The 22492-nt window shown below is 75.4% G+C and carries 20 protein-coding genes; 13 read left to right on the forward strand and 7 right to left on the reverse strand.

Features of this window, described 5'->3' with window-relative positions; all coding sequences use genetic code 11:
* Window positions 1-5: 5 nt before the first annotated feature.
* Genes ACF1BN_RS14100 through ACF1BN_RS14110 form a run of 3 tightly spaced genes read left to right on the forward strand, consistent with a single transcriptional unit; the run spans window position 6 to window position 4914 of the window.
* A complete protein-coding gene (locus tag ACF1BN_RS14100) occupies window positions 6-1334 on the forward strand; it encodes a SagB/ThcOx family dehydrogenase (protein ID WP_392331853.1) in 1329 nt (442 codons plus the stop codon).
* Window positions 1331-3103 (forward strand): ABC transporter ATP-binding protein/permease, encoded by a 1773-nt coding sequence (locus tag ACF1BN_RS14105; RefSeq protein ID WP_392331854.1) that lies wholly within the window; start codon window positions 1331-1333, stop codon window positions 3101-3103. The genes ACF1BN_RS14100 and ACF1BN_RS14105 overlap by 4 nt, the downstream gene beginning before the upstream one ends.
* Window positions 3100-4914, forward strand: a complete 1815-nt coding sequence (locus ACF1BN_RS14110; RefSeq protein ID WP_392331855.1) for an ATP-binding cassette domain-containing protein — start codon at window positions 3100-3102, stop codon at window positions 4912-4914. Before ACF1BN_RS14105 ends, ACF1BN_RS14110 begins: the two co-directional genes overlap by 4 nt.
* Before the next feature lie 28 nt (window positions 4915-4942).
* Here the strand turns inward: ACF1BN_RS14110 and ACF1BN_RS14115 are convergent, their stop codons facing one another.
* A complete protein-coding gene (locus ACF1BN_RS14115; RefSeq protein ID WP_392331856.1) occupies window positions 4943-5290 on the reverse strand; it encodes a VOC family protein in 348 nt (115 codons plus the stop codon).
* Window positions 5291-5588: 298 nt separating this feature from the next.
* Between ACF1BN_RS14115 and ACF1BN_RS14120 the strand changes: the two genes are divergently transcribed.
* The 3 genes from ACF1BN_RS14120 to ACF1BN_RS14130 all read left to right on the forward strand — a co-directional run bounded on the left by ACF1BN_RS14120 (window position 5589) and on the right by ACF1BN_RS14130 (window position 9064).
* Window positions 5589-6728 (forward strand): FHA domain-containing protein, encoded by a 1140-nt coding sequence (locus tag ACF1BN_RS14120; RefSeq protein WP_392331857.1) that lies wholly within the window; start codon window positions 5589-5591, stop codon window positions 6726-6728.
* 129 nt (window positions 6729-6857) lie between these two features.
* The gene (locus ACF1BN_RS14125) at window positions 6858-8459 is read left to right on the forward strand and encodes a helix-turn-helix domain-containing protein (RefSeq protein ID WP_392331858.1); all 1602 of its coding nucleotides are present in this window, start codon (window positions 6858-6860) and stop codon (window positions 8457-8459) included.
* Window positions 8459-9064, forward strand: a complete 606-nt coding sequence (locus ACF1BN_RS14130; protein WP_392331859.1) for a hypothetical protein — start codon at window positions 8459-8461, stop codon at window positions 9062-9064. Before ACF1BN_RS14125 ends, ACF1BN_RS14130 begins: the two co-directional genes overlap by 1 nt.
* A gap of 84 nt (window positions 9065-9148) precedes the next feature.
* On the opposite strand, the gene ACF1BN_RS14135 is transcribed toward ACF1BN_RS14130, so the two are convergent.
* On the reverse strand, window positions 9149-9601 hold the full coding sequence (locus ACF1BN_RS14135; protein WP_392331860.1) for an Lrp/AsnC family transcriptional regulator: 453 nt from the start codon (window positions 9599-9601) through the stop codon (window positions 9149-9151).
* A 106-nt stretch (window positions 9602-9707) separates the two neighbouring features.
* Here ACF1BN_RS14135 and ACF1BN_RS14140 point away from each other — a divergent pair, with 106 nt between their 5' ends.
* On the forward strand, window positions 9708-10667 hold the full coding sequence (locus tag ACF1BN_RS14140) for an SMP-30/gluconolactonase/LRE family protein (RefSeq protein ID WP_392331861.1): 960 nt from the start codon (window positions 9708-9710) through the stop codon (window positions 10665-10667).
* A 48-nt stretch (window positions 10668-10715) separates the two neighbouring features.
* Here ACF1BN_RS14140 and ACF1BN_RS14145 read toward each other — a convergent pair whose 3' ends face one another.
* Window positions 10716-11375, reverse strand: a complete 660-nt coding sequence (locus ACF1BN_RS14145) for a TetR/AcrR family transcriptional regulator (protein ID WP_392331862.1) — start codon at window positions 11373-11375, stop codon at window positions 10716-10718.
* A 144-nt stretch (window positions 11376-11519) separates the two neighbouring features.
* Between ACF1BN_RS14145 and ACF1BN_RS14150 the strand changes: the two genes are divergently transcribed.
* On the forward strand, window positions 11520-12638 hold the full coding sequence (locus tag ACF1BN_RS14150; protein WP_392331863.1) for a serine hydrolase domain-containing protein: 1119 nt from the start codon (window positions 11520-11522) through the stop codon (window positions 12636-12638).
* Window positions 12639-12774: 136 nt separating this feature from the next.
* Complete coding sequence (locus ACF1BN_RS14155) at window positions 12775-13182, forward strand: cupin domain-containing protein (protein ID WP_392331864.1); 408 nt, start codon at window positions 12775-12777, stop codon at window positions 13180-13182.
* A gap of 36 nt (window positions 13183-13218) precedes the next feature.
* On the opposite strand, the gene ACF1BN_RS14160 is transcribed toward ACF1BN_RS14155, so the two are convergent.
* The 3 genes from ACF1BN_RS14160 to ACF1BN_RS14170 form a co-directional block, all read right to left on the reverse strand.
* Window positions 13219-13443, reverse strand: coding sequence for a hypothetical protein (locus ACF1BN_RS14160; protein WP_392331865.1), 225 nt, complete (start codon window positions 13441-13443; stop codon window positions 13219-13221).
* 172 nt (window positions 13444-13615) lie between these two features.
* A complete protein-coding gene (locus tag ACF1BN_RS14165) occupies window positions 13616-14314 on the reverse strand; it encodes a sigma-70 family RNA polymerase sigma factor (RefSeq protein WP_392331866.1) in 699 nt (232 codons plus the stop codon).
* A gap of 155 nt (window positions 14315-14469) precedes the next feature.
* Window positions 14470-15213 (reverse strand): hypothetical protein, encoded by a 744-nt coding sequence (locus ACF1BN_RS14170; protein WP_392331867.1) that lies wholly within the window; start codon window positions 15211-15213, stop codon window positions 14470-14472.
* A gap of 201 nt (window positions 15214-15414) precedes the next feature.
* Between ACF1BN_RS14170 and ACF1BN_RS14175 the strand changes: the two genes are divergently transcribed.
* Both ACF1BN_RS14175 and ACF1BN_RS14180 read left to right on the forward strand, forming a co-directional pair.
* Entirely contained in the window at window positions 15415-16638 is a 1224-nt protein-coding gene (locus tag ACF1BN_RS14175; protein ID WP_392331868.1) for a nitrate/nitrite transporter, read from the forward strand.
* A complete protein-coding gene (locus ACF1BN_RS14180; protein ID WP_392331869.1) occupies window positions 16635-17723 on the forward strand; it encodes a sugar ABC transporter permease in 1089 nt (362 codons plus the stop codon). The genes ACF1BN_RS14175 and ACF1BN_RS14180 overlap by 4 nt, the downstream gene beginning before the upstream one ends.
* Here ACF1BN_RS14180 and ACF1BN_RS14185 read toward each other — a convergent pair.
* Entirely contained in the window at window positions 17710-18906 is a 1197-nt protein-coding gene (locus ACF1BN_RS14185; protein ID WP_392331870.1) for an acyl-CoA dehydrogenase family protein, read from the reverse strand. The two genes, ACF1BN_RS14180 and ACF1BN_RS14185, sit on opposite strands and share 14 nt — an antisense overlap.
* 145 nt (window positions 18907-19051) lie before the next feature.
* Between ACF1BN_RS14185 and ACF1BN_RS14190 the strand changes: the two genes are divergently transcribed.
* On the forward strand, window positions 19052-20839 hold the full coding sequence (locus tag ACF1BN_RS14190) for a CoA transferase (RefSeq protein WP_392331871.1): 1788 nt from the start codon (window positions 19052-19054) through the stop codon (window positions 20837-20839).
* Window positions 20836-22491 carry a class I adenylate-forming enzyme family protein gene (locus ACF1BN_RS14195; RefSeq protein ID WP_392331872.1) on the forward strand — a complete coding sequence of 552 codons (1656 nt, stop codon included), beginning with the start codon at window positions 20836-20838 and terminating at the stop codon, window positions 22489-22491. The genes ACF1BN_RS14190 and ACF1BN_RS14195 overlap by 4 nt, the downstream gene beginning before the upstream one ends.
* Window position 22492: the final 1 nt, after the last annotated feature.

Raw genomic sequence — 22492 nt, forward strand, 5'->3', positions numbered from 1 at the left:
GTCCGGTGGAAGCCCCGTGCCTCCGCCGCGACCTCCCGGAAACCCTGCGCCTCCGCCACGACCTCCCGGACGCCACCGACCACGACGGGGAAGCCCCTTGGGCCGACCTCGCCGCCGCGCTCGCCCGTGCCCGGTCCGCACGGCGCCCCGGCCCCGACACGCCCACGGGCGCGCAAGTCCCGGCCTGGCCGGGACGGCCGTCGCGGATTCCGGGCGCCGAACCGGGCCGGCTCGACCTGGCGGCCCTGCTGCGCCTCTCCCTGGCCGCGTCGGACGCCACGGGACGGCTGCGCCCGGTTCCCTCCGCCGGCGCCCTGCACCCGGTGGACGCCGAACTGGCCGTCGGCCCCGACTGCTCCCTGCCGCCCGGCCGCTACGGCTACGACCCGCTGCGCCACCGGGTCCACCGCCTCGGCCCGCAGCCCGACGGCACGCCGCCGGGCGTCACCGTCACGCTGTCCGTCACCGCGCGCCGTACGACCTCCCACTACGGCCACCGCGCCTGGCCGCTCCTGCTCCTCGACACGGGGCACGCCGCCGGGGCGCTGTTCCTCGCGGCCCTCGCGATGGGCGCGGGCGAGCCCGAGCCCCGCCTGGACGGACCGGCCGCCGGCCCGCTCGCCGCCGTCCACGTCCCCCCGCCCACCCCGGCTCCCGAGCCCACCACCCACCCCTTCGGGGGCCCGCCGAACCCGGCTCCCGACCCCACCACCCACCCCCTCGGAATCCCGCCCACCCCGACACCCGACCCCACCACCCACCCCCTCGGGGTCTCGCCCACCCCCCGGGAACTGCTGGCCCGCCGCAGCACCCCACCACCCCTCCCGGGCATCACCCCGACCCCGGCGGCCCTGCGCGCGGTGCTCGGCACCGCCGCCCGCGCGGGCGGCGCCGACCTGCGGTGGTGCGCCGCCGTCGGCCCCCCGCGACCCGCCCTGCTGGAACCGTCCCCCGACGGCACGAGCCTGCGCCGGTACGCCGTGGGCGAGGCCCGCCCGACCCTCGCGGCCTGGGCGGCGGGCCAGGCGTGGATCGCGGACGCGGGCGCCGTCCTGCTCGCCCACGGCTGCCCCGCGGACGCCGATGCGGCGCACATCGCCCGCACCCACCTGCGCGCCGGATTCGCCGTCCACCTCGCCCACGTCACGGCCCTCCGCCACGGCCTCGCCGCCCGCCCCGTGGGCTCCTGGCAGCAGGCCGACCTCGGCGCCGCGCTCGGCGCCCCGCCCGGCAGGGACTGGATCGTCCACGGCCTGGCCCTCGGCGCCCTCCGTACGCACTCCGAAACCGCCCCCGCCGCTCTCCCCGCCGCAGAGGAGAAGAACCCCGCATGATCGTCCACCCCGAACTGCGCCGCGCCGCCGGCCGGGCCCGCCGCCCGCTGCTCCACGCCACCCTCCTGCAAGGTGCCGTCACCGCCACCCACCTGGGACAGGCCGCCCTGCTCGCCCTCGCCCTCGCCGACCTCGCCCACGGCCGCACGGCGGGGCTCCCGTGGCTGCTCGCCGCGGTGCTCGGCGTCGTCGCCGCCCGGGCCGGACTCGGCACCTGGCAACGGCGCACCGCCACCCGCGCCGGCGCGGAGGTCAGGGTGGCCCTGCGGGACGAACTCCTCGCCCACCTCGGCCGCCTGGGCCCGGCCCACCTGACCTCGGCGGGCCTCCGGCCGGGAGGTCCCGCCGCGCGCGCCGGCGCCGTACGCACCACCCTGGTGGACGGTGTGGAAGGCGTCGACGCCTACGTCTCCCGCTATCTGCCCCAGCTCCTGGTCACCCTGACCGTGCCACCCCTGGTGCTCGCCGCGCTGGCCGCGGTGCAACCGACGGCGCTGCTCGGCCTCGTGCCCGCCCTCCTCCTCGCGCTCTTCGGCCCGCGCGCCTGGGACCGCCTCCTCGCCGCGCGCGGCAAGGAGCACTGGGACACGTACGAAGGACTGGGCGCCGACTACCTGGAAGCCCTTCAGGGCATGCCCGCCCTGCGGGCCGCGGGCGCGGTCGGCCGCACCCGCGCCCGCCTGGAGGAGCGTTCGGCCGCGCTGCACCGGGCGACCGTCGCCAAGCTCCGCGTCTCCCTGGTCGACACCGCCCTCACCGACCTCGCCGTCCAGGGCGGGACCGTCGCCGCCGCGCTCCTCGCCTGCTGGTCGGCCGTCGGCGGATCGACCACCGCCACCGGCACCTACCTCGTCCTGCTGCTGGCCTCCGAGTGCTTCCGGCCGGTCCGCGATCTCGCCCGCGAATGGCACGCCGGATACCTGGGCGTGTCGGCAGCGGACGGGATCGCGGCGCTCCGCACCGCCACCCCGGCCGTGCGCGACACCGGGACGGTCCCCGCGCGGTGGCCCGCGCCCCCGGAAATCCGCTTCGAGGACGTACGGTTCACCTACGCCGACGCGCCCGCGCCCGCCCTCCACGGCGTCTCCTTCACGGCTCCGGCAGGACGTACCACCGCCGTCGTCGGCCCCTCGGGCGCCGGCAAGTCCACCCTGCTCGCCCTGCTCCTGCGCCACCACGACCCGGGCGAGGGCCGCGTCACCCTCGACGGGCGCCGCACCACCGACTACTCCCTCGACTCGCTCCGGCAGGGGGTCGCCGTGGTGTCCCAGGACACGTATCTCTTCCACGCCACCGTCGCCGACAACCTGCGCGTGGCCCGCCCGGACGCCACGGACGAGGACCTGACGGCGGCGGCCCGCGTCGCCGGCGTCCACGACGAGATCGCGGCCCTGCCGGACGGCTACGCCACCGTGCTCGGGGAACGCGGCGCCACCCTGTCCGGCGGGCAGCGCCAGCGGCTCGCGCTCGCCCGGGCCCTGGTGGCGGACGCCCCGGTCCTGGTCCTCGACGAGGCGACCAGCTCGGTCGACGAGCGCCGCGAGGCCTCCATCGTCCGCGACCTGCTGAGCACCGCCGCCGGCGACCGCACGGTCCTGGTGATCGCCCATCGGCTCGCCGCCGTCCGGGACGCCGACCGCATCGTCGTCCTCGACGCGGGGCGGGTGGACGCCGTCGGCGACCACACCGCGCTGGCCGAGGCCGGCGGCGTCTACACCCGGCTCGTCGAGGCGGGCCGCACCACCCACGGAGGAGAACGCGCCGCATGAGCCGGACCACCGACACCGACACCCCCGCACCTGAGCCCACCCCCGACCTCGACCCCGTGCCCACCTCCGACCCCACCCTCGCGCCCGACCCCGTCCCCGCGCGCGGCTCGCTGCGCGCACTCCTCCCCGCCCTCGCCGGACACCGCGTCATGACCGCCCGCACCTGCGTCGCCGCGCTCCTGGAGCAGGGCTCGCTCGTCGCGCTGGTGACCCTCGCCGCCCACACCGTGGGCACCGCGGTCATCGAGGCGAAGGCCCCCACGCCCGCCACCGTCGGCCTGCTCCTCGCCCTCGTCCTCGTACGGGCCCTGGCGACCTGGCGCGAGATGGACCTCTCGCACGACCTGGCCTACCGGGTGCTCGCGGCCCTGCGGGTCCGCGTCTTCGACGGGCTCGCCCGCAGCGCGCCAGCCCGCGTGGCCGGCCGGCGCAGCGGTGACCTCGCCGCCACCGCCATGGCCGACGTCGAGGCACTGGAGTTCTTCTACGCCCACACCACCGCCCAACTCCTGGCAGCGGGAACGGTCTTCACCGGCGGAGCGGCGTTCCTCGCCGTACTGGAGCCGTGGCTCCTGGCCGCCGTGCTGCCGGCCGCGGCCCTGCTCGCGGCGGCCCCCTTCGCCGACGCGCGCGGACGAGCGGAACGCGGCGCCCGTACCCGTACCGCCGCCGCCGTCCTCTCCGCCGACACGGTCGAGACCGTCGACGGACTGCGCGAACTGCTCGCCCACGGCGCCCTGCCCGGCCACCGGCGCCGGCTGGCCGCCCGAGGCCGGCAGCTCGGGGACGCCCAGCGTGCCGAGGCCACCTGGGAGGCGCTCACCGCCGCGATCCGCGACCTCCTCATCGTGGCCGCCCTGCTCGGCGTCGTGACGGCGGCCGCGCTCTCGACGGCCTCGGGCCGGCTGCACGGCGCGTGGGCGCCGGCGGCGATGGCGCTCGCCCTCGCCGTCCTGGGCCCCGTCGCGGAATCGGCCCGCTCCCTCAGCCAGGCCGTCTCCCTGCGCGCCGCCGCCGCCCGCGTCGGCGCCGCTGTCCGCGCCCCCGCGCTCGCCCCACCGCCCGCCGAGCCCCGCCCGCTGCCGCCGGGCCCGCTCGGCGTCCGGCTGCGTCGCGTCGGATTCGACTACGGCGCCGGCCCCGTCCTCGACGGCGTCGACGTGACCGTCTGCGCGGGAGAGACGCTGGCCCTGGTCGGGGCCTCGGGGGCCGGCAAGTCGACCTGCGCCCACCTCCTCGGACGCTTCTGGGACCCGACCGAGGGCGCGATCCAGCTGCTGCCCGCCGACGGCCTCCCCATCGACCTGCGCGCGCTGGACGAGGCCGAACTCCGGCACACCGTCGCCCTGGTGGGACAGGAGACGCCTCTCTTCCACGGCACCCTCGCCGATAACCTGCGGCTCGCCGCCCCGGACGCCGACGACGAACTCCTCGCCGAGACAGCCCGCCTGTGCGGTGTCGACCGCATCGCCCCCCTGGCCACCCCGGTCGGCGAACGAGGCGCCACCCTCTCCGGAGGCCAGCGAGCCCGCGTCGCCCTGGCCCGCGCCCTCCTGGCCCGGCCGCGGGTCCTGATCCTGGACGAATCCACCGCCCACCTGGACAACGCGAGCGACGCCCAGCTCGCCTCCGCCCTCCGCCACCGCGACCGTACGACCGTCGTCATCGCCCACCGCCGCGCCACCATCCGCCGCGCCGACCGCATAGCCGTCCTGGAGGGCGGCCGCATCGTCGAGGAGGGCACCTGGCAGGAACTCACCGCGAACCCCGGCAGCGCCCTCAACCGCACCCTCGCCGACACGAGCCCCTGACCGCGGTCACACGACCCCCTGACTGAGGTCAGCGGTGGCCCAGGACGTTCACCACCCGGCCGTCGGGGTCGCGGACGAAGAACCGGCGCACCCCCCACTCCTCGTCCTGCAAAGGGTGGACGATCTCCGCGCCGCTCGCCCGTACGGCCTCGTACGCCACGTCCACGTCCTCCACCTCGACGGTCATGTCGGGCGTGACCGGGGCGGTCTTGTCGCGCGCCATGAAACTGATCTGCGCCGTCGGGTTCGACGGAGATCCCAGCGTCATGATCCAGCCATGGTTCATGACCTCCTCGAACCCGAGCAGGCCGTAGAACTCACGGCTCTCCGCCACGTCGGAGGACTGGACATGGGGTACGACACGGCGAACGGTCATCGACAACTCCATCTGGGCACGAAGACACGAAGAAATCCCGGGACTCCCCAGAAATACCACCGGGACCTCAACCGTACGCCCGGCCACCGGCCCTACGCCCGACCACCGGCCCTACGGCCAGCCACCGATCGTGCGGTCGGCCACCGTCGGCGTGACACGAGCGCGGAGCCTCCCCGCGCCGGTGGAGTCGAACCCAGGTACGGCACCGGCCCCGGCATCGACACCGTGGTGTAGCACGGGACGCCCTCGTCCTGGCAGGCTTCGTCCGGCGGGAAGAACCCGGAAGGGGCGTACGTCGATGGACCAGCACCTCACGGCCGACTTCGAGAGGGCCGCCTTCCTCGTGGACCTCTCCAACGTGGTCCGCACCCGGACCCTCGGGGGCTGGGCGCGCCGCTCCCTGCACCGGCTCCGTCTCGTCGCCGACGCGGCCGCGGTCCTCGCCCGGGACCCCGGCGTCCAGCTCTACCTCGTCGCCGACCGCAGCCTCCGTCTGGGCGGACGCCACGAGTGGGCGGACCCGGAGGAGGCCGAGCAGCTCGGACGGTGGGTGGCGCGCGGACTCGTCGAGGAGCTCGGGGACGCCGACGAACGGATCCTCGAACTGTGCGAGATGACCGGCATCCCGGTGATCTCCGGGGACTTCTTCCGCGACGCCCGCCTCGCCTTCCGCTGGATCCAGGGCAACACCGACGACTTCCTGCGCCCGGCCCCCGGCCCCGACGGCACGGTCGTCCTGGAACCCCGCGACATGGGCGTGGCCTCCGCCCTCGACATCTCCCGCAAGATGGAGGAGTCGGCGCTCAAGGAGAGGGGCCTGCTCGACCGCCGCCGCAGACCGCTCTCGGAGGTCGTACGGCGCAACTGGCGCTGCCCCGAGCCCCGTTGCACCCTGTACGACACCGAGCGCGGCAGCTTCGCGCTGCTTCCCCGGATGCGCGGCGGAGTACCCCGCTGCGAACAGCACGCGCACCCCCTGCTCGACGCGGGTCCCCGGACCGCGACGGCCCAGCTGAAGCTGCTGATCGACGGGGAGCTGCGGGAGCGCTTCACCCTGGAGGACGGCACGACGGTCCGGGTGGGCCGCGCTCCGGGCCCCGGCGGGATATCGCTGCACGGGCTCGTCCCGGCCCAGCTCACCGCCGGTCTCAGCCGTGCCCACGTCGAGCTGCGGATCGTCGGCGGCACGATCCACGTACGGGACCTCAGCAGCTACGGCACCCGGCGCCGGACCACCGCGCGCCGGACCGGCCCCGACCCGTGGACGCCGCTGGTGCCGGGCCGCGACCACGGCTTCCACGGCGGCGACGAACTGGAACTGGTCCGGGGCGTGGTGCTGGCCCGCAGCGGACGCCGCTTCCCCACGGAGCTCGCGCAGCGCTGGCGGAGCCACCGCCCGCCCGGGGAGCCGGACACGTCGACGACCACCCACGTGTGACACCGACTCGCCCCGGTGCGACGACCGGATCGTCCACCGTCGGCGGCGGGTACGCGCCGACCGGGGGAGCGGCGCGCCCGCCCCCACCGCTGTATGCGGGTTCCGCATACGGGGTGCTACGTTGGCGGCGTGTTGGGTACGGAGGAATGCCTGAGGCTCACGGTCGCCGCGCTGATGACGCGGACCGGTGAGCGGCAGAACGATCTGGCCGCCGCGATCGGGCTCTCCCAGGCGCAGGTGTCGCGCAAGCAGTCCGGCGCCGCCCACTGGTCGCTGGACGATGTCGACCTGCTCGCCGCCCACTACGGCCTGTCGGTGCTCGACCTCCTCGCCGGACCGACCCACGCCGCCGGCGTGCTGCACGGTGCCACCCTTCCGCTCCGACCCGAGGGCGCCGCCCCCGCATCCACTCCCGCCCCCGCCCCCGCCCCCGCCCCCGCCCCCGTGCCCGCTCCCGCCGGGGCGCCGGAGGCCGGGCCGACGCGGGCGTGGCTGGGGCCGTGCGTGCTGTGCGGGGAACCGGCCACCGACGAGGTCGACGGCTTTCCGCAGCACCTGAGCGCCGAGGAGTGCGCCTCCGCCCGCCCCGTCCCCACCGAGGACAACGAGGGCAGCGAGGACAAAGGCAAGGCCGCAGACGACCCCGGAGACCCCAGAGACACCGAGCACGCCGCATCAGCCGCCCCCGCCCCCGCGCCGAGCACCCCCACAGCCTCTTCCCCCGCCCCCGCCCTCGCCCCGACCGCCGTCGCGCCCAAGTCGCCGCGCACCACCGCCGGGTACGCCTCCGGCACCCTGGTCGAGCAGATCACCGGGCGCGTCCAGGACGTCCTCGCCGAGCACTCGGGCGACATCGGGACCGCTCAGGCCGCTCTGATCAAGTCGGCGATCCCGGACGTCATGGCCTTGTTCAAGGCGTCCCGGGCCAGCGGCCGTTACGAGCACTCCGACTTCCCGCCGACCTCCGACATCCTGCGGAAGAAGTCCCAGAAGGGCGCGGACGAGATCTGGGAGGGCCGCCCCAAGTGGCGCAACACCGCCGTCTTCAAGGCGGCGAAGCAGGGCACCCGCTTCGAGGTCACCGCCCTCGACATGAACGCCGCCTACCTCTCCGCCCTGAAGTGCTGGCTGCCCATCGGACAGCTCCGCGAGGAGACCGGCGGCGTCCACGACCCGAAGAAGTCCGGCGTCCACCTGATCACGCCCGCCGAGTGGGACCACACCGACCTGCCGAACCCCCTCGGCCATCGCCTGGAGCCGGGGGAGCTGTGGGTCACGGAGTCCACGCTCCGCCAGCTGCTCGACTGCGCCCGCACCGGGCTCGCCGACGCCCCGGTCATCCACCGCTCGCTCGTCTCCGGGGCCACCGAGGTGCTTCTGGAGAAGCTTCGGCGTGCTCTGGCCGACGTCCGCAGGACCGCGCTCGACGAGGGCGACACGCTCACCGTCGAGTACGTGAAGGCCATGTACGCGAAGTTCGTCTCCACCATCGGGGAGTCGAGCGCGAACCGGGAGATCCGTCGTCCCGACTGGATGCACATCATCCGGGCCAAGGCCTTCGCGAACCTGTGGATGAAGGCGGAGAAGGCGCGGGCCGCCGGACTGACGGTCGTGGAGATGTCCGGCACCGACGAACTGCACGTCGCCGGCGACTGGCACGCGGTCTTCGCCGAGGGCCGCAACCTGCATGAGGTCAAGGCGAAGAAGACCTACACCCTCGGAGGCGAGTGATGGCCGGATCCCCCGACCTGTGGGCCCGCTGGGGCGGCTTCGGCGCCTACGACGCCCGTGGCATGAAGGGCGGCGAAGCCCTCGTCCTGGAGCTCAACCGCATCGTGTACTCCTCCGGCATCGCCTCGCCCGTCACCTCGCGGCGCGGTGTCGCGGCCCGGCTGCGCTACCTCGACAGCAAGGCGGGACGCGAGGCGCTCAGGGAGCAGGGCGTCGCTCCCCGCACGATCCGGGCGTGGATGCGGGAGAAGGGCGCCGTCGCGCCGACCGCGGCCAGCCGCGAGAAGATCGACGCCGCCTACTGGCACCGTCGCCGGGACAACCTGATCCGCTCAGGATGGCTCACCCGCCACCTCGACAACCGGGGTCGCGGCCGGCGCATGGAGATCTACCCCGTCGACACCTCGCTGAGCGCGCCCGAGCACGTCCGCGCGAACATCTCCCAGCGCACCATCACCGTCCGCTACATCTGGAGCGACCTCGTCGACGCCTGGGCCCGCAAGGACGCCGGCACCCTCGACGAGATCTGGGACGACGTCATCACCGACCTCGACTCCGACTACAACGCCTACGCCTACGTCTCCTCCGTCGGCATCGGCGCCTGACCTCACCGACGCCCGGCCGGACCCGTCGGCACCGTTCTTCCGAGGGCGAGGCGGGCCGCGCCGCCACCGCCGCGCGCGGCTGGGTCAGGTCCGCTCCTCCGTCAGTGGGGAGAGAGGTCGTTCGAAGAAGGTTTCGAGGACCACGGTCGCCTGGGTGCCGCTGACTCCCTCGATGGCGTAGATCCGGCGCAGCACGTCCTGCAACTGCTCGGTGGTCGCGGTCCTGACCTTCACGAGGACCGAGGCGCTTCCGGCGATGACGTGCGCCTCCATGATCTCGGGGAGCCCGGCGAAGTCCCGCGCCGAATCGCCCATCCAGGACGTCGAGTCGACCATGACGTACGCCAGGACGCCTCTGCCCGCGGCGGCGGGGTCGACGTCGACGGTGGTACGCCGGATGACGCCCCGCTCGCGCAGCTTCCGCACCCGCTCGTGCGCGGCCCCCGCGGACAGGCCGACGGCCTGCCCGAGGGCGGCGTACGGCTGGGTGGCGTCCTGCTGGAGGAGGGCCAGCAGGGTGCGATCGATGTGATCCACAACTCTCCGTTCGGAAGATCCTTGCAAAGACCATATCTCATCCTGCAATGATCCCCATGGGCCGATTATTGTTCGGCTCCAGTGGTCTTGATGAGGAGGGGATCCCATGAACGGCGAGCGTCCCGCGCTGTACGAGATGCTGGACGACCGGTTCCGTACCGGCCGGTGCATGAACGGTGACAACGCGCTGGAGGTCCTGTACACGGGCTGCCGTTGGGCCGAGGGGCCCCTCTACGTGCCGGCCTGGCGCCAGGTGGTGTGGAGCGACATCCCCAACGACCGGATGCTGCGGTGGGACGAGGAGACCGGCGCGGTCGGTGTCTTCCGGAGCTCCGCCGGGCACACGAACGGCAACACCCTCGACCGCGAGGGCCGGCTGATCACCTGTGAGCAGGGCAACCGCCGGGTGACCCGGACCGAGCACGACGGCACGGTCACCGTGCTGGCCGACCGCTGGCAGGGCAAGCGTCTGAACAGCCCGAACGACGCGACCGTGAAGTCCGACGGTTCCGTCTGGTTCTCCGACCCGGACTTCGGCATCACCAGCGACTACGAGGGGTACCGGGCCGAGAGCGAGATCGGCTCGAACAACGTCTACCGGATCGACCCGGTCACCGGCGAGGTGCGGCTCGTCGCGGACTGCTTCGGCGCGCCGAACGGCCTGGTGTTCTCGCCCGACGAGCGGCGGCTGCTGGTCTCCGACACCCGCGCGGGCCTCATCCGGGTCTTCGACGTGCGCGACGGCGGGACCCTGTCCGACGGCGCGGTCTTCGCGGAGGCCGGGGCCCGCGGGAGGGCCCGCTTCGACAACCTCCGCTTCGACGACGGCGGCCGGCTCTGGGTCGCCGCCATGGACGACGGCGTGCACTGCTACGACCCCGACGGCACCCTGATCGGCCGTCTGAACGTCCCCGAGACGGTCGCCAACATCTCCTGGGGCGGCGCCAAGCGCAACCGTCTGTTCATCACCGCCGAGACCAGCCTCTACTCGCTGGTCATGGGGGTCACCGGCACCCATCCGACCGGCCCGGGCCGCCGCCGATGGGCGGCCCCGACCTCCCGGTGACCCTGCTGGTCCGAGGACCGAACCGCCGTCGGCGGCGCTCCGCCCGATCTAGCGCGGGGGGAGCGCCGCCTCGATCCGGTCGAGGTGGGCGGCGAGGATCTCCTCGAACGCGGCGCCGCGGTCCGCCCCGAGAGGGCGGATCTCACGGGCGAAGTGGGCCACGGCGGGGAACTGCTCGGGGTCGGCGCCGAGCACCGAGACGCGGAACAGCTCCATGCCCTGGTCGTACTCCTCGGTCGTGAGGGTGCCGACCCCGGCCTCGGAGGCGATCAGCGCGGCGATGAGGACGGCGAGCCGGTGATACCGCGCCGGGATCTCCTCGTCGGGCAGCCCCGCCGCGCGCAGGGCCTGGAGCACCTCCTCCATGACCAGCCGGGAGCCGGCCCCGCCCGACGCGTACCGGCCCCAGGCGGCCGCGAGCTGCGGGTGCTGCCCGAACGCCTCCCTCACGCGCAGCGCGAGGGAGGTGATGCGCTGCTTCCAGTCGCCCTCGGGGTGGTAGCCGTCCACGGAGGCCACGAGGACGCGGTCGGCGACCGCGCGCAGCAGCTCCGTCTTGCTGCGGAAGTGCCGGTAGAGGCTGGAGGAATCGGTCCCGAGGGTCGCGGCGAGCTTGCGCACGCTGAACGACTCCGCGTCGCCCGTACGCAGCAACTCCGCTGCCGCATCAAGGATCTCCTCGGTCGACCAACGCTTGCGGCCTGCCATTTCGCCCCTCTCGTCGGGCCGATCCTATCCCATGCGCCGTCGCTGCACCTGCCGCTGCACGCGCTCATGCACTTGGTATTGCACGCACCGCGTGCATAATGAGGGCACGAGCTTGTTCCCCAGCACTGCGAAAGGACGCATGCCGTGAGCGACTCACTCGATCCGGTGGCCCTTGACGCCGCACTCGAAGCTGTCCACCACGCAGGGATGCCGGGCCTGTTCGCCGAGGTGCGTGACGGCGACGAGGTCTGGCGCGGCGCCGCGGGGGTGGCCGACACCGCCACCGGCCGCCCGGTCACCGCCGACATGCGGCACCGGGTCGGCAGCATCACCAAGACCTTCACCGCCGCCGCCGTCCTGCGACAGGTCGAGGCGGGCCGGATCGGCCTGGACACCCCGATCGGCCACTACCTCCCCGAGCTGGTCCCGGGGGAGCGGGGCCGGGCGATCACGGTGCGGATGCTGGCCGACCACACCAGCGGCCTCGCCGAGTACCTCCCGTACGCCTACCCCTCCCTCAAGGCCTTCCCCGTGATCGCGGAGACCCGGCCCGACAGCCTCGACGATCTCCGGTACGCCCGCTTCGACCACGCCGAACTCATCGAGAAGGGAGTCACCGCACCCCCCGTCGGCACCCCCGGCGGCACTCCGGGGGTGTACTCGAACACCAACTACCTGCTGCTCACCCGGCTCTTGGAAGAGGTGACCGGCACCACCGCAGACGCGCACATCACCGAACACGTCATCGATCGCGCAGGACTCCCGGACACCGGCTTCCCGTCCGGACCCCACATCGAAGGACCGCACTCGAAGCACTACGAGGCGTGGTTCGGCACGCTCGACCCGCCTCGCGACTACAGCGTCTTCGACATGTCCTGGGTCGGACCGGCCGCCTCCCTCATCTCGACCGTCGCGGACCTCAACCGCTTCTTCGGCCTGCTGCTCGCCGGCGAGATCGTCAGCCCCGCGTCCCTGGCCCAGATGCGGCACACCGTGCCGGTCATCACCCAGGAGGGGAAGAAGGGCGACTACGGCCTCGGTCTGTACCCGATGGAGGAGCCCGGCAAGGACCGCTTCTGGGGGCACGGCGGCACGGTGTGGGGCGCCGGGGCGCTGGCCATGATCCGCGCCGACGGGCGGCGACGGATGGCCGTCGCGGTCAACCTCCAGCGGTGGAACACCCTCGATCCCTCCGGTGCGCCGCGGCCCCACCCCATCGACGACGCGCTCGCGGCCCTGCACCGCGTGGCGATGTACGGATGACGGCCCGCCGCCGGCTGCCGCGGCCACCGCGCCTCCACGCGGCACGCCCCCGGCTCGACGGCCCGAGCCCCAGCCCGAGTCCGTGTCCGGGCCCGGGTCCGACGCGCGAAGCCCCTCTCAGGAAGGACGTTCCCGCATGACTGTCCCCATCCCCCGGATCGACCTGTTCGGGTCCCTGCTCCACCTCGACCCGAGCGGCCGCATGCGCGTCGAACAGCCCGTCGCGGACACTGAACTGGAGCGCGACGGCTGGCTGTTCATGGCCGCGCACGCGGAGACCGACGACGACGTCCACGGCGACCACTGGGAGATCCACACCGAGGCGGACGAGCTCGTCGCCTGCCTCACCGGCGGCATACGCGTCATCCTCCGTCCGGAGCGGCCCGGGGAGGGCGAGGAGGTGATCGCACTCGGCGCGGGCGCCGCCGTGATCGTCCCGCGCGGGCGTTGGCACCGCCTCGCGCTCGACGTCCCCAGCGACATGCTGGCCGTCACCCTGCCCCGCGGCACCCGCGAGGAGAGGTGGACCGAGGCCGAGGGGTGACCGGCCCCGGGGTGCCGCGGTGCCCGTGGGCCCCGCTCACCCGGTGTGGCCCTCGTGGTGCGAGTGCTCCGTCGCGGGCGCCGGGCCGGTCGTGGCCGGCGCGTCCGGGAGGGGGCCGACAGGGCCCACGGCCGCCCCGAGCGCGTACGACCCCAGGAAGACCAGGGCCAGCAGCAGGAGGAAGCCGCCGAGGACGAACGGCGGCGACCTGAACCGCCCCGTCGCCTTCGCGGCGGGCGCGGACACTCGCGGCTCGTCCATCGGTGGCCTCTCCAGAGCGTGTCGTGCGGCACCGAGGGGATCGGACCGTCCTTCCGGAGGAGGAGTCGGCCGGCCGAGCGGTTCGGTTCCCGGGGCGGGACGACGGTCCGGCACCGTCGCCCCGCCCTTGTCAGGGAAGTGACGTGAGATCGGGGCGAGGGTCGACGGGCAGTCAGGCGAGTGCCGGTGCCCGGGTGAACCGCCTCCGGGCGGGCGCGCGGACGTCCGGAGGCGACACCACCGGCTCCTCGTCGTCCCGCACCAGCGCGACCAGCGAGATCCGTGCCCGTGCGACGCGCGAGCGGACCGTGCCGACCGGACAGCCGATGGCCTCGGCCGCCTCGGCGTACGGCAGGCCCAGGAGTTGGGTCAGGACGAACGCGTCCTTCCGCTCGGCCGGGATCGCGGCCAGGAGCTCGGAGAGCGCGACGCCGTCCTCGAAACCGGGAAGCCCCCGGGGCTGGGTGTGCTCGGCCTGCGCCTGCCAGTCGTCGCGGTCGGACAGGCGCGGCCGGGCCGCGGCGTGCCGCAGGCTGTCGACCACCGTCCGGCGGGCTATCGACAACAGCCATGTGCGGGCGGAGGAGCGTCCCTGGAAGCGGGGCAGCGCGGCGAGCGCGCGGAGGAAGACCTCCTGGGTGAGGTCGTCGGCCGCCTGGCGGTCCGCGCTGAGGTGGGTCACATAGCGCCGGACGTCACGGTGCAGGGCGCGGACGAAGAGGTCGGCCTTGGCCGGATCGCCGTCCCGGGCCGCCAGCGCGAGCAGCGTGGTCGCCGCGTCGGTGTCGGCGTCCGGCGCGTACGCCGGACGGGAGGGCCGCGCCGGGCTCTCGGCGGGGAGGGGCGCGAGGGTGTCGTGGGCAGGAGTCATCGCCACAAGTCCTTACGAGGCAAAGGGAATCCGGTCGGGCGCGGACAAGGGCGGCGCCCGCCGGTGACGGGGTACGGCAGGCCGCGACCGGGTGGAGGCGGCATGACCGATGCCCGAGGGGCGGCACGGAGCCGTCGACCTCGGGGAGCCGGCTGTCAGAGGACAGCGAGTGCCTGCGGTGGACCTCGGGAGATGAGCGAATGGGCCAGGAGGAGCCGCCTCGGGGCGCGCTCGTCCCCGGCCCGCACCGGCCGGAACCGCGGCCGGTCGGGTACGACGGGGGCGAGCGACGCGAGCAGCGGGCGCAGCGGCCGGAAGAGCCGGAGGGACGCGGCGCGCAGGAGGCGGAACGCCGCCCGCTCGCCGTACGCCATCCACAACCCGCTCAGGAGCGCGGCCAGAAGGTGCGCCGCGACCATGCCGGAAGACGACGACATGTCTGTCATGTCGTGCCCGGCGGACGCCTCGGAGAACAGGCCGACGGACGAGACCGGGCCCTCATGCCCCAGAGCCGCGTGGCTCAAGTCCACGTGCCCCAGGGCCGGGTGGCCCGGGTCCCCGTGGCCCATGGCCGCGTGGGACAGGTGCGCGTGTTCCGCGTGCGTGTCACCCGCCGGGGCCGGCGTCGGCGCGGGCAGCGGGCCCACCCGCTGGGACCAGGAGAAGGCGGTGTGGAGCGCGCTCTGCACCACCACGCTCGCCGTGGTCACGGCCAGGAGGCCGCGCTCGCGGTCCGCGAGGACCCAGGTCACCGCCACCATGGCGGCGAAGGAGAGGGAGAGCGTCCACGCGGGCACGCCCTGCCCGGACATCAGGATGTGGCCGGTGGCAGCGAGCAGCACGCAGACGGCCGCGAACAGCGCGGCCCGGGCCCCTCGCGAACATCGGCCTGGCGTCATGGCGCGCTCATCCTTGCACCACTCCCGGGAGGTGTGAGGGCGGGCTCGGCCGTCGCGCGGCCGCTCCCCCGACCTGTCGGGACATGAGTACGCGACTGTGACGCGTCCCACAAGAGCGCCTCGGGAACTTCCGGCACCGCCGCCACGACTCCTCCAGGGCGACGCGTCCGGCCCACCGGCCGGACGGGGAAGGGGAGCGCGGTGAGCGGCGTGGGTACGGCGGCGCGGACGCCGGCCGGGAGCGGAGGAGCGCGGACCTCCGGACCGACCGCGCTCCTGACGACGGCCATGGCCTTCTCGATGCTCCAGCTCTTCCTGATCGGAGCCCTGGGCCCGCGCCTCGTCGACCGGCTCGGCGTCTCGGAGACCGTCCTCGGCCTCACCACCACGGTGGGCTTCGGCACGGCGGCCGTCCTCTCGCCCGTCGGCGGCCGGATCGTCGACCGCGTCGGCCCCCGCCGTTCCCTCGTGGCCCTGCTCGCGCTCTCGGCCGTGGCCCTGGGGCTGATCGGCGCCGCGCCCGGACCCGGCCTGCTGCTCGTGGCGGTCGCGGTCGGCGGCCTGCCCCAGGCGCTCGCCAACCCGGCGACGAACAAGGCGATCCTGGCGTCCGTGCCCGCCCCGAAGCGGGGCGCGGTCACCGGCACCAAGCAGTCCGGTGTCCAGCTGGGGGCCTTCGTCGCGGGACTGCCCCTCGCCGCGGCCGCGAGCGCGATCGGCTGGAGGGGCGCCGTCTGGGTCGCCGCCGGCGCGGCCCTCCTCGCCGCCCTGTGGGCCTGGCGCGCGCTGCCGGTCGACGCGCCGCAGCTTCCGCGGGGCGCCGCGAAGGGGTCGGTGTCCTCCCGGCCTCGCGGCCCCGTGCCCTGGCTGGCAGCCTTCTCGCTCTTCCTCGGCGCGGGCATCGCCTCCGTCAACACCTACCTCGCGCTCTTCGGCGCCCGAAGCCTCGGCATGGGACCGACGGTGGCGGGCGCGCTGGTCGCCGTCCTCGGCGTCGCGGGCATCGCCGGCCGCATCGGCTGGTCCCGGGCCGCCACGCCCGGCCGGGCCCCGTGGCTGCCCGGCCTGCTCGCCGGAGGGGCGGTGGGCGCGGCGCTGCTCCTGGCCGCGGCGGACCGCGTCGGCCCGCTGGTGTGGGTGGCCGCCGTGGCGGTCGGCGTGTTCGCCGTGTCCGGCAACGCCGTCTCGATGGTCCTGGTGATGCAGCGCTCCGCCCCGGGCCGCGCCGGGCAGGACTCCGCGCTGGTGGCCGCGGGCTTCTTCGCCGGGTTCGCCGTCGGGCCACCGCTGTTCGGGACACTGGCGGAGCGGGGGCAGTACGGGGACGGCTGGCTGCTCGTCGCGGGGGAGTTCGCCGTCGCGGGGGCCGTCGCGCTCGCCTGGGCGGTACGGGACCGCCGCGCCCGCCCGGACGGTCGGCTGTGAGCGCCGCGGGCTGGGCGGAGGAGGCCCTGGACCTCGTGCTCCACCGGGCGGGGGAGACCTTCGCGCAGGTGGGCGACCGCTTTCCCCTGTACGCCGAGCCGGCCGACGGCCGGTGGACGACCACGGCACGCGGATCGTGGACGGGCGGCTTCTGGGCGGGACTCCTGTGGCTGAGAGCAGGACGCACCGGGAGCGACGAGGACCGTGCGGCGGCCGTGACCGTCACCACGCGGCTCGCGCCCTGGGCCACGGCGGACACCGCGACCCGCGGCCTGATCCTCTGGTACGGCACGGCCCTGGCCACCGGGGACCCGACGGCCCGCACCCTGCGGGAACGCGCGGCGCGGGCCGCCCTCGCCGCCTTCGACCCCGCGCTCGGCCTCGTCCCGTGGGGCGCCGCCCTCGGCGGGACGCGCCTGCGCGCCCGCGCGGACGGCGCCCCCGGTCTCGTACCGCTCCTGGCCTCGGCCGGACCCGAGGGGCGGGCCGCGGCCGCCGCCCACCTGCACACCCACCTGGACCTGTGTCTGCCGGGCGGGGGCTCGGGACGGCCCCGCCCGGGGTGGTGCTGGGACGGGGCGCGCGGCTGGACGCCCGAAGCCGGTCCGGCACCCGGCTGGGCGCGGGGCGAGGCATGGCTCCTCCTGGCCGTGGCGGACGCCCTGCTGCTCGCGGACGCCGGGGCCCCGCGCCCGGAGCGGCCGGCCCGGGCGGCCGAACTCCTCCTCGCCGAGGGCGCGATGCTCACGGGACCCCTCGTCCCTCCGGCGGACGCCCACCGCGTCGGCGGGCCGTCCGACACCTCCGCCGCCGCGATCACCGCGGTCGCCCTCCTGAAGCTGGCCCTCGCCCCCGGAGCGGTGCGACCGGAAGCGTGCGCGTCCCGCGCCGAAGCCGTCCTGCACCGGCTCGCGCACGCCCACCTCACCCCGCCGGGCGGGGCACGCCCGGCGGGCATGCTCCTCGACGGCTGCTACGACGCCGGCGGCGGCACCGCCGTCCGGCACGAACTCGTCTGGGGGGACTTCTTCCTGGCGCTCGGCCTGGCCGCGCTCCTCGGCCACGTCGACCTCAGACGGGTGTGACGGCGGAATCCCGACGGCTCCGCAGGACGCGCCGGGCCACGGCGGACACGTGCTGCTCGTCCGGCCCGTCGAGGATCCGGGCAGTCCGTCCCGTGCGGAAGAGGGCCGGCAGGGGCGTGTCCGGGCCGAGCCCGGCCGCGCCGAAGACCTGGACGGCCCGGTCCGCGACCTCCTGGAGGGTCCGGGCCGCCGCCGTCTTCGCCAGACCGACCTCCACATGGGCGTCGCGTCCCTCCGCGACCAGGGCCATCGCCTCGTGGACGAGCGGCCGGGTCGTCCGCAGCGCCAACAGGCTCTCGAAGACGTGCTGCTGGACGAGCTGCCGGTCCGCCAGCGGTCCCCGTGCTCCCTGCCGGGCCGTGGCGCGGTCGCACAGGAGGTCGAAGGCCCGCTGGGCCTGGCCGAGCCACCGCAACGCCCGCAGGGTGCGGCCCAGCAGCAGGCGTTCGCCCGCGACGGACAGGGCCTGGCCGGTGTCGCCGACGACAAGGTCGGCGTCGACCTCGACACCGTCGAACTCGATCTCGTACTGCCCGGACGCGCCAAGGACGGGCAGCTCGCGCACCACCCGGAAGCCGGGGGAGCCGGTGGGCACGAGGAGCAGGGAGAGGCCGCCGCGGTCCCCGGCCCGGCCGCTGGTGCGGGCGAGCACGGTCACGAGGTCCGCGTCGCCCGCGTGCGACACGAACCACTTCCGGCCGGTGACGCGCCAGCCGCCGCCGGGCCGGCGCTCGGCCCGGGTCGCCGTGAGCGCGGGCTCGGTCCCGGGCGTGTCCGGCTCCGTCATCGCGTAGCAGGCGCGGAGCTCGCCGGAGACCAGCCCGGGCAGGTACTCCGCGGCCACTCGGCCGGATCCGTGCCGGGACAGCATGGTCACGTCGAGGAGGGATGCCGAGCCGAGGGCCGCGGGGCCGTGATCGCTGGCGCCCTCGGCCTCGGCGATCGCCGCGTACGCGCTCAAGGACAGCCCGCCGCCACCCAGTCCGGCCGGCAGGGGGAGGGCCCACAGGCCCGCGGCACGAGCCTCCGACCGCAATCGCCCGCGCAGGTCCCGGGCGGCCGGCCCGCCTGCGTCGAGAACCGGCTCGGCAGGGAAGACACGTTCACGGACGAACGCGCGGACCTCCGCCCGCAGCGGCCCGACCTCCGCCGTGCCGTGCTCCGTCACGTCATGATCCGTCACCGTTCTCCTCCATCCCGGGAACTCGGCAGAACGCGCGTCCGACTTCCTGCCCGTGGAAGTGGTCGGGCGCACCGGCTCGCCGGTTCCCCGCGACCGTGAAGTCCCCGCGCGACGGCGATCGCCCTCGCGCCAGGAGAGGAGAGCCATGGCGTCACCAGTGACCGCGCGCACCGCGGCCCGCCGCCCGCTCGACACAGCCCGCCCGCTCCACGCGCTGCGGTGCGAGACCGGCGGCCCCGAGGCGCTGACCCGCGTCGTCTCCGACCACCTGAGACGGCTCGGCGCGACGGTGCGGGACGACGGCCCGGGGGACATCGTGCTCGGCGGCGCCGGATTCGCGCCCGCGACGGCCCGCACCGGCTGGGGTGCGGCGGGCTCCGGGATCGAGGACGAGGTCACCGCCCAGGCCGTCACCGGCGTGATGGCCGTCCACGGCCGCCGCCACGGCACCCCGCGAGGGCTCGGCGTCGACTACCTCGCCACCGCCACCGGGGTGCTCACCGTCCAGGGCCTGCTCGCCGGGCTCGTCGGACAGGCCCGGGGCGGTCCGCCGGCCGGCGTCCGCACGACCATGGCCGACCGGGCCGGGCTCCTCGCCGTCTCCCAGTACCTCGCCGCCGCCGGCGCCGACGAGCCCGAGGCCGTCGAACCCGCCCCGGGCGGACCGCCGTTCACCTCCGCGGACGGTGTCCTCTTCGAACTGGAGACGCTCGATCCGGGGGCCTGGGCCGACTTCTGGCGCCCCCTGGAAGCCCCCGCCGACGCGGTACGTGCGGGCTGGCGGCCCTTCCAGTTCCGGTACGCCACGGCCTGCGCGCCCTTCCCCGCCGCCCTGCACGAGGTGACCCGGCGCCACGCCTGGGCGCGGATCCGGGAGGCCGCCGCGCTCTCCGGAGCCGAGGTCTGCCGACTGCGCACGCTCGCGGAGCGCGCCGGGGAGGACGACGGCGCCGACCCCTGGGCCCTGCGCTCGCTCGGCCCCGGACGCCTGAGGAGCGCGGCGGCGGCCACGGCGGACCGGCCGCTGGCCGGACTGACCGTCCTGGAGGCGGGCCGCCGCATCCAAGCGCCCCTCGCCGCCCACCTGCTGGGCCTCCTCGGCGCCCGGGTAATCCGGATCGAGCCGCCGGGCGGCGACCCGCTCCGGGGCATGCCCCCCGCCTGCGACGGGATCTCCGCCCGCTGGCTGGCGCTCAACCGGGGCAAGGAGGCGGTGGAGTTCGACATCAAGTCCCCCGCCGACCGTGTCCGCCTGCGCGACCTCGTGGCCGAGGCCGACGTGTTCGTCCACAACTGGGCCCCGGGAAAGGCCGCCGCGCTGGAACTCGACACCGGGCACCTCGCCGCCGTGAACCCGTCCCTCGTCTACGCCTACACCGGCGGCTGGGCCGACCGGATCACCGACGCCCCCATGGGCACCGACTTCATGGCGCAGGCCCGCACCGGCGTCGGAGAGGCCGTCCACCCGGCCGGCGAGGCGCCCGTACCGTCCCTCATGACCCTCCTCGACGTCCTCGGCGGCCTGCACGGCACCGAGGCGATCCTCGCCGGCCTGCTCCTGCGCGAGCGCTCGGGCCACGGCGTACGCGTCGACTCCTCGCTGCTCGGCGCGGCCGACACCCTCCTCGCCCCCGCCCTGCGACAGTCCGCCTCCGGCGCGGACCCCCGGCGCCCCGCCGGATTCCGGCACCCGCTCCGGACCTCCGACGGCTGGATCGCCCCCGGCGACGACAGCGCGCCCGCCGCCGCGGCGTACGACGTCTCGGGCATGTGCACCGAGGACGCCCTGGACCGGCTGCGCGGCCACGGCCTCACGGCCACCGCCGTCACCACCGACCTGTCCGCCCTCCGGCACGACCCTCGCCTCTCCGGCCCGATCGGCCGGGACCCGCACGGCGCCCCCGCCGTTCCCGACCCCTGGAGCCTCGCGTGACCGTCCCTCTCACCGATCTGCTGCCCGCCGCGCTCCGCCGGTCCTGGGCGGTGGACGGCACCTGCCCGGACCTGGACCTCTACAGCCTCCACCGGGCCCGCCAGATCGCCGACCCGCACCGCGCCGCCGTCATCGACGCCAAGGGCACGCTCTGCTACACGGCCCTCGACCGCAAGGTCCGATGTCTCGCCGAGGGCCTGCGCGGGCTCGGGGTCGGCGCCGGGGACGTCGTCGCCGTCCAGCTCCCCGACGACCGCAACGCCGTCGTGGCGGATCTCGCCCTCGCCGCGCTGGGCGCCGTCGGCCTCCCCTTCCCGGTCGGGCGCGGCGCCGCGGAGGCCGAGAGCCTGCTGCGCCGCGCCGAGGCCGTGGCGGTCGTCGCCGCGATCGAACACCGCGGGCAGCACCACGCGGCCGACCTCCGGGCCCTCGCCCCGGCGCTGCCCGCACTGCGCCACGTGATCGCCGCGGGCCGGGGCACCGCACCTGAAGGAACGATTCAGCTGTCGCGGTTGCTACGGACCGACCCCACCGGATTCGTCCCGGCCCGCCCCCACCCCGACAGCGCCGCCCGGATCCTCGTCTCCTCCGGTTCGGAGGCGGAGCCCAAGATGGTGGCCTACTCCCACAACGCCCTGGCCGGCGGGCGCGGCAACTTCCTCGCCTCCCTCATGCCCGACGGAACCCCGCCCCGCTGCCTCTTCCTCGTCCCGCTCGCCTCCGCCTTCGGGTCGAACGGCACGGCCGTCACGCTCGCCCGGCACGGCGGCACCCTCGTCCTCCTCGACCACTTCACGCCCGAGGCCGCGCTCGCCGCCGTGCGGGAGCACGAGCCCACCCACGTCCTCGGCGTGCCCACCATGATCCGGATGATGCTGAAGGCCCTGGAGGGGACGGACGGTCCGCTGCCCGCCCCCACCGCGCTCGTCCTGGGCGGCGCGCCCCTCGACGAAGCCACCGCCGGCGCGGCGGCCGAGGCGTTCGGCTGCCCGGTCGTCAACCTCTACGGGTCGGCCGACGGGGTCAACTGCCATACGGGACTGGGGCACAGCGTGCCGCCCACCGACCGCGCGGGAGTCGTCGCCGGCCGCCCCGACCCGCGCGTCGCCGAGATCCGCATCGCCGACCCCGACACGCACGAGCGGCTGCCCGACGGACGGATCGGGGAGATCGTCTCCCGCGGCCCCATGACCCCGCTCCGCTATGTGGCCGCCCCGGAGCTCGACGCCCGCTACCGCACCCCGGACGGCTGGGTGCGCACCGGCGATCTCGGCTTCCTCGACGACGACGGAGTCCTCCACGTCGTCGGGCGGCTGAAGGACGTCGTCATCCGCGGCGGCGCCAACATCAGCCCCGCCGAGGTCGAACGCGCCCTCGTCTCCCACCCCCGGGTGCGGGACGTCGTCTGCGTCGGGGTGCCGGACCCGCTGATGGGGGAGCGGCTCGCCGCCTGCCTGGTCGGCAAGGGCGCCGACGCCCCGACGCTCACGGAGCTCGGCACGTACCTCGCCGAGCGCGGACTCGCCCGCCACAGCCACCCCGAGCACCTGCTCGTCCTGCCCGAACTGCCGCTCACCGCCGCGGGGAAGCCCGACCGCGCCGCGCTCCGGCGCATGGTCGCCGAGCGGGGAGGAGCCCTCGTCCAGGCATGAC

Origin of the sequence: Streptomyces sp. NPDC014861 (genome assembly GCF_043081625.1) — a bacterium.
Classification (GTDB): domain Bacteria; phylum Actinomycetota; class Actinomycetes; order Streptomycetales; family Streptomycetaceae; genus Streptomyces.

Coding starts and splice junctions, on each gene's coding strand:
- ACF1BN_RS14120 (WP_392331857.1), top strand. CDS start 5,589: ATGGACCAGCACCTCACGGCCGACTTCGAGAGGGCCGCCTTCCTCGTG.
- ACF1BN_RS14105 (WP_392331854.1), top strand. CDS start 1,331: ATGATCGTCCACCCCGAACTGCGCCGCGCCGCCGGCCGGGCCCGCCGC.
- ACF1BN_RS14155 (WP_392331864.1), top strand. CDS start 12,775: ATGACTGTCCCCATCCCCCGGATCGACCTGTTCGGGTCCCTGCTCCAC.
- ACF1BN_RS14160 (WP_392331865.1), bottom strand. CDS start 13,443: ATGGACGAGCCGCGAGTGTCCGCGCCCGCCGCGAAGGCGACGGGGCGG.
- ACF1BN_RS14115 (WP_392331856.1), bottom strand. CDS start 5,290: ATGACCGTTCGCCGTGTCGTACCCCATGTCCAGTCCTCCGACGTGGCG.
- ACF1BN_RS14170 (WP_392331867.1), bottom strand. CDS start 15,213: ATGACGCCAGGCCGATGTTCGCGAGGGGCCCGGGCCGCGCTGTTCGCG.
- ACF1BN_RS14145 (WP_392331862.1), bottom strand. CDS start 11,375: ATGGCAGGCCGCAAGCGTTGGTCGACCGAGGAGATCCTTGATGCGGCA.
- ACF1BN_RS14165 (WP_392331866.1), bottom strand. CDS start 14,314: ATGACTCCTGCCCACGACACCCTCGCGCCCCTCCCCGCCGAGAGCCCG.
- ACF1BN_RS14130 (WP_392331859.1), top strand. CDS start 8,459: ATGGCCGGATCCCCCGACCTGTGGGCCCGCTGGGGCGGCTTCGGCGCC.
- ACF1BN_RS14140 (WP_392331861.1), top strand. CDS start 9,708: ATGAACGGCGAGCGTCCCGCGCTGTACGAGATGCTGGACGACCGGTTC.
- ACF1BN_RS14190 (WP_392331871.1), top strand. CDS start 19,052: ATGGCGTCACCAGTGACCGCGCGCACCGCGGCCCGCCGCCCGCTCGAC.
- ACF1BN_RS14110 (WP_392331855.1), top strand. CDS start 3,100: ATGAGCCGGACCACCGACACCGACACCCCCGCACCTGAGCCCACCCCC.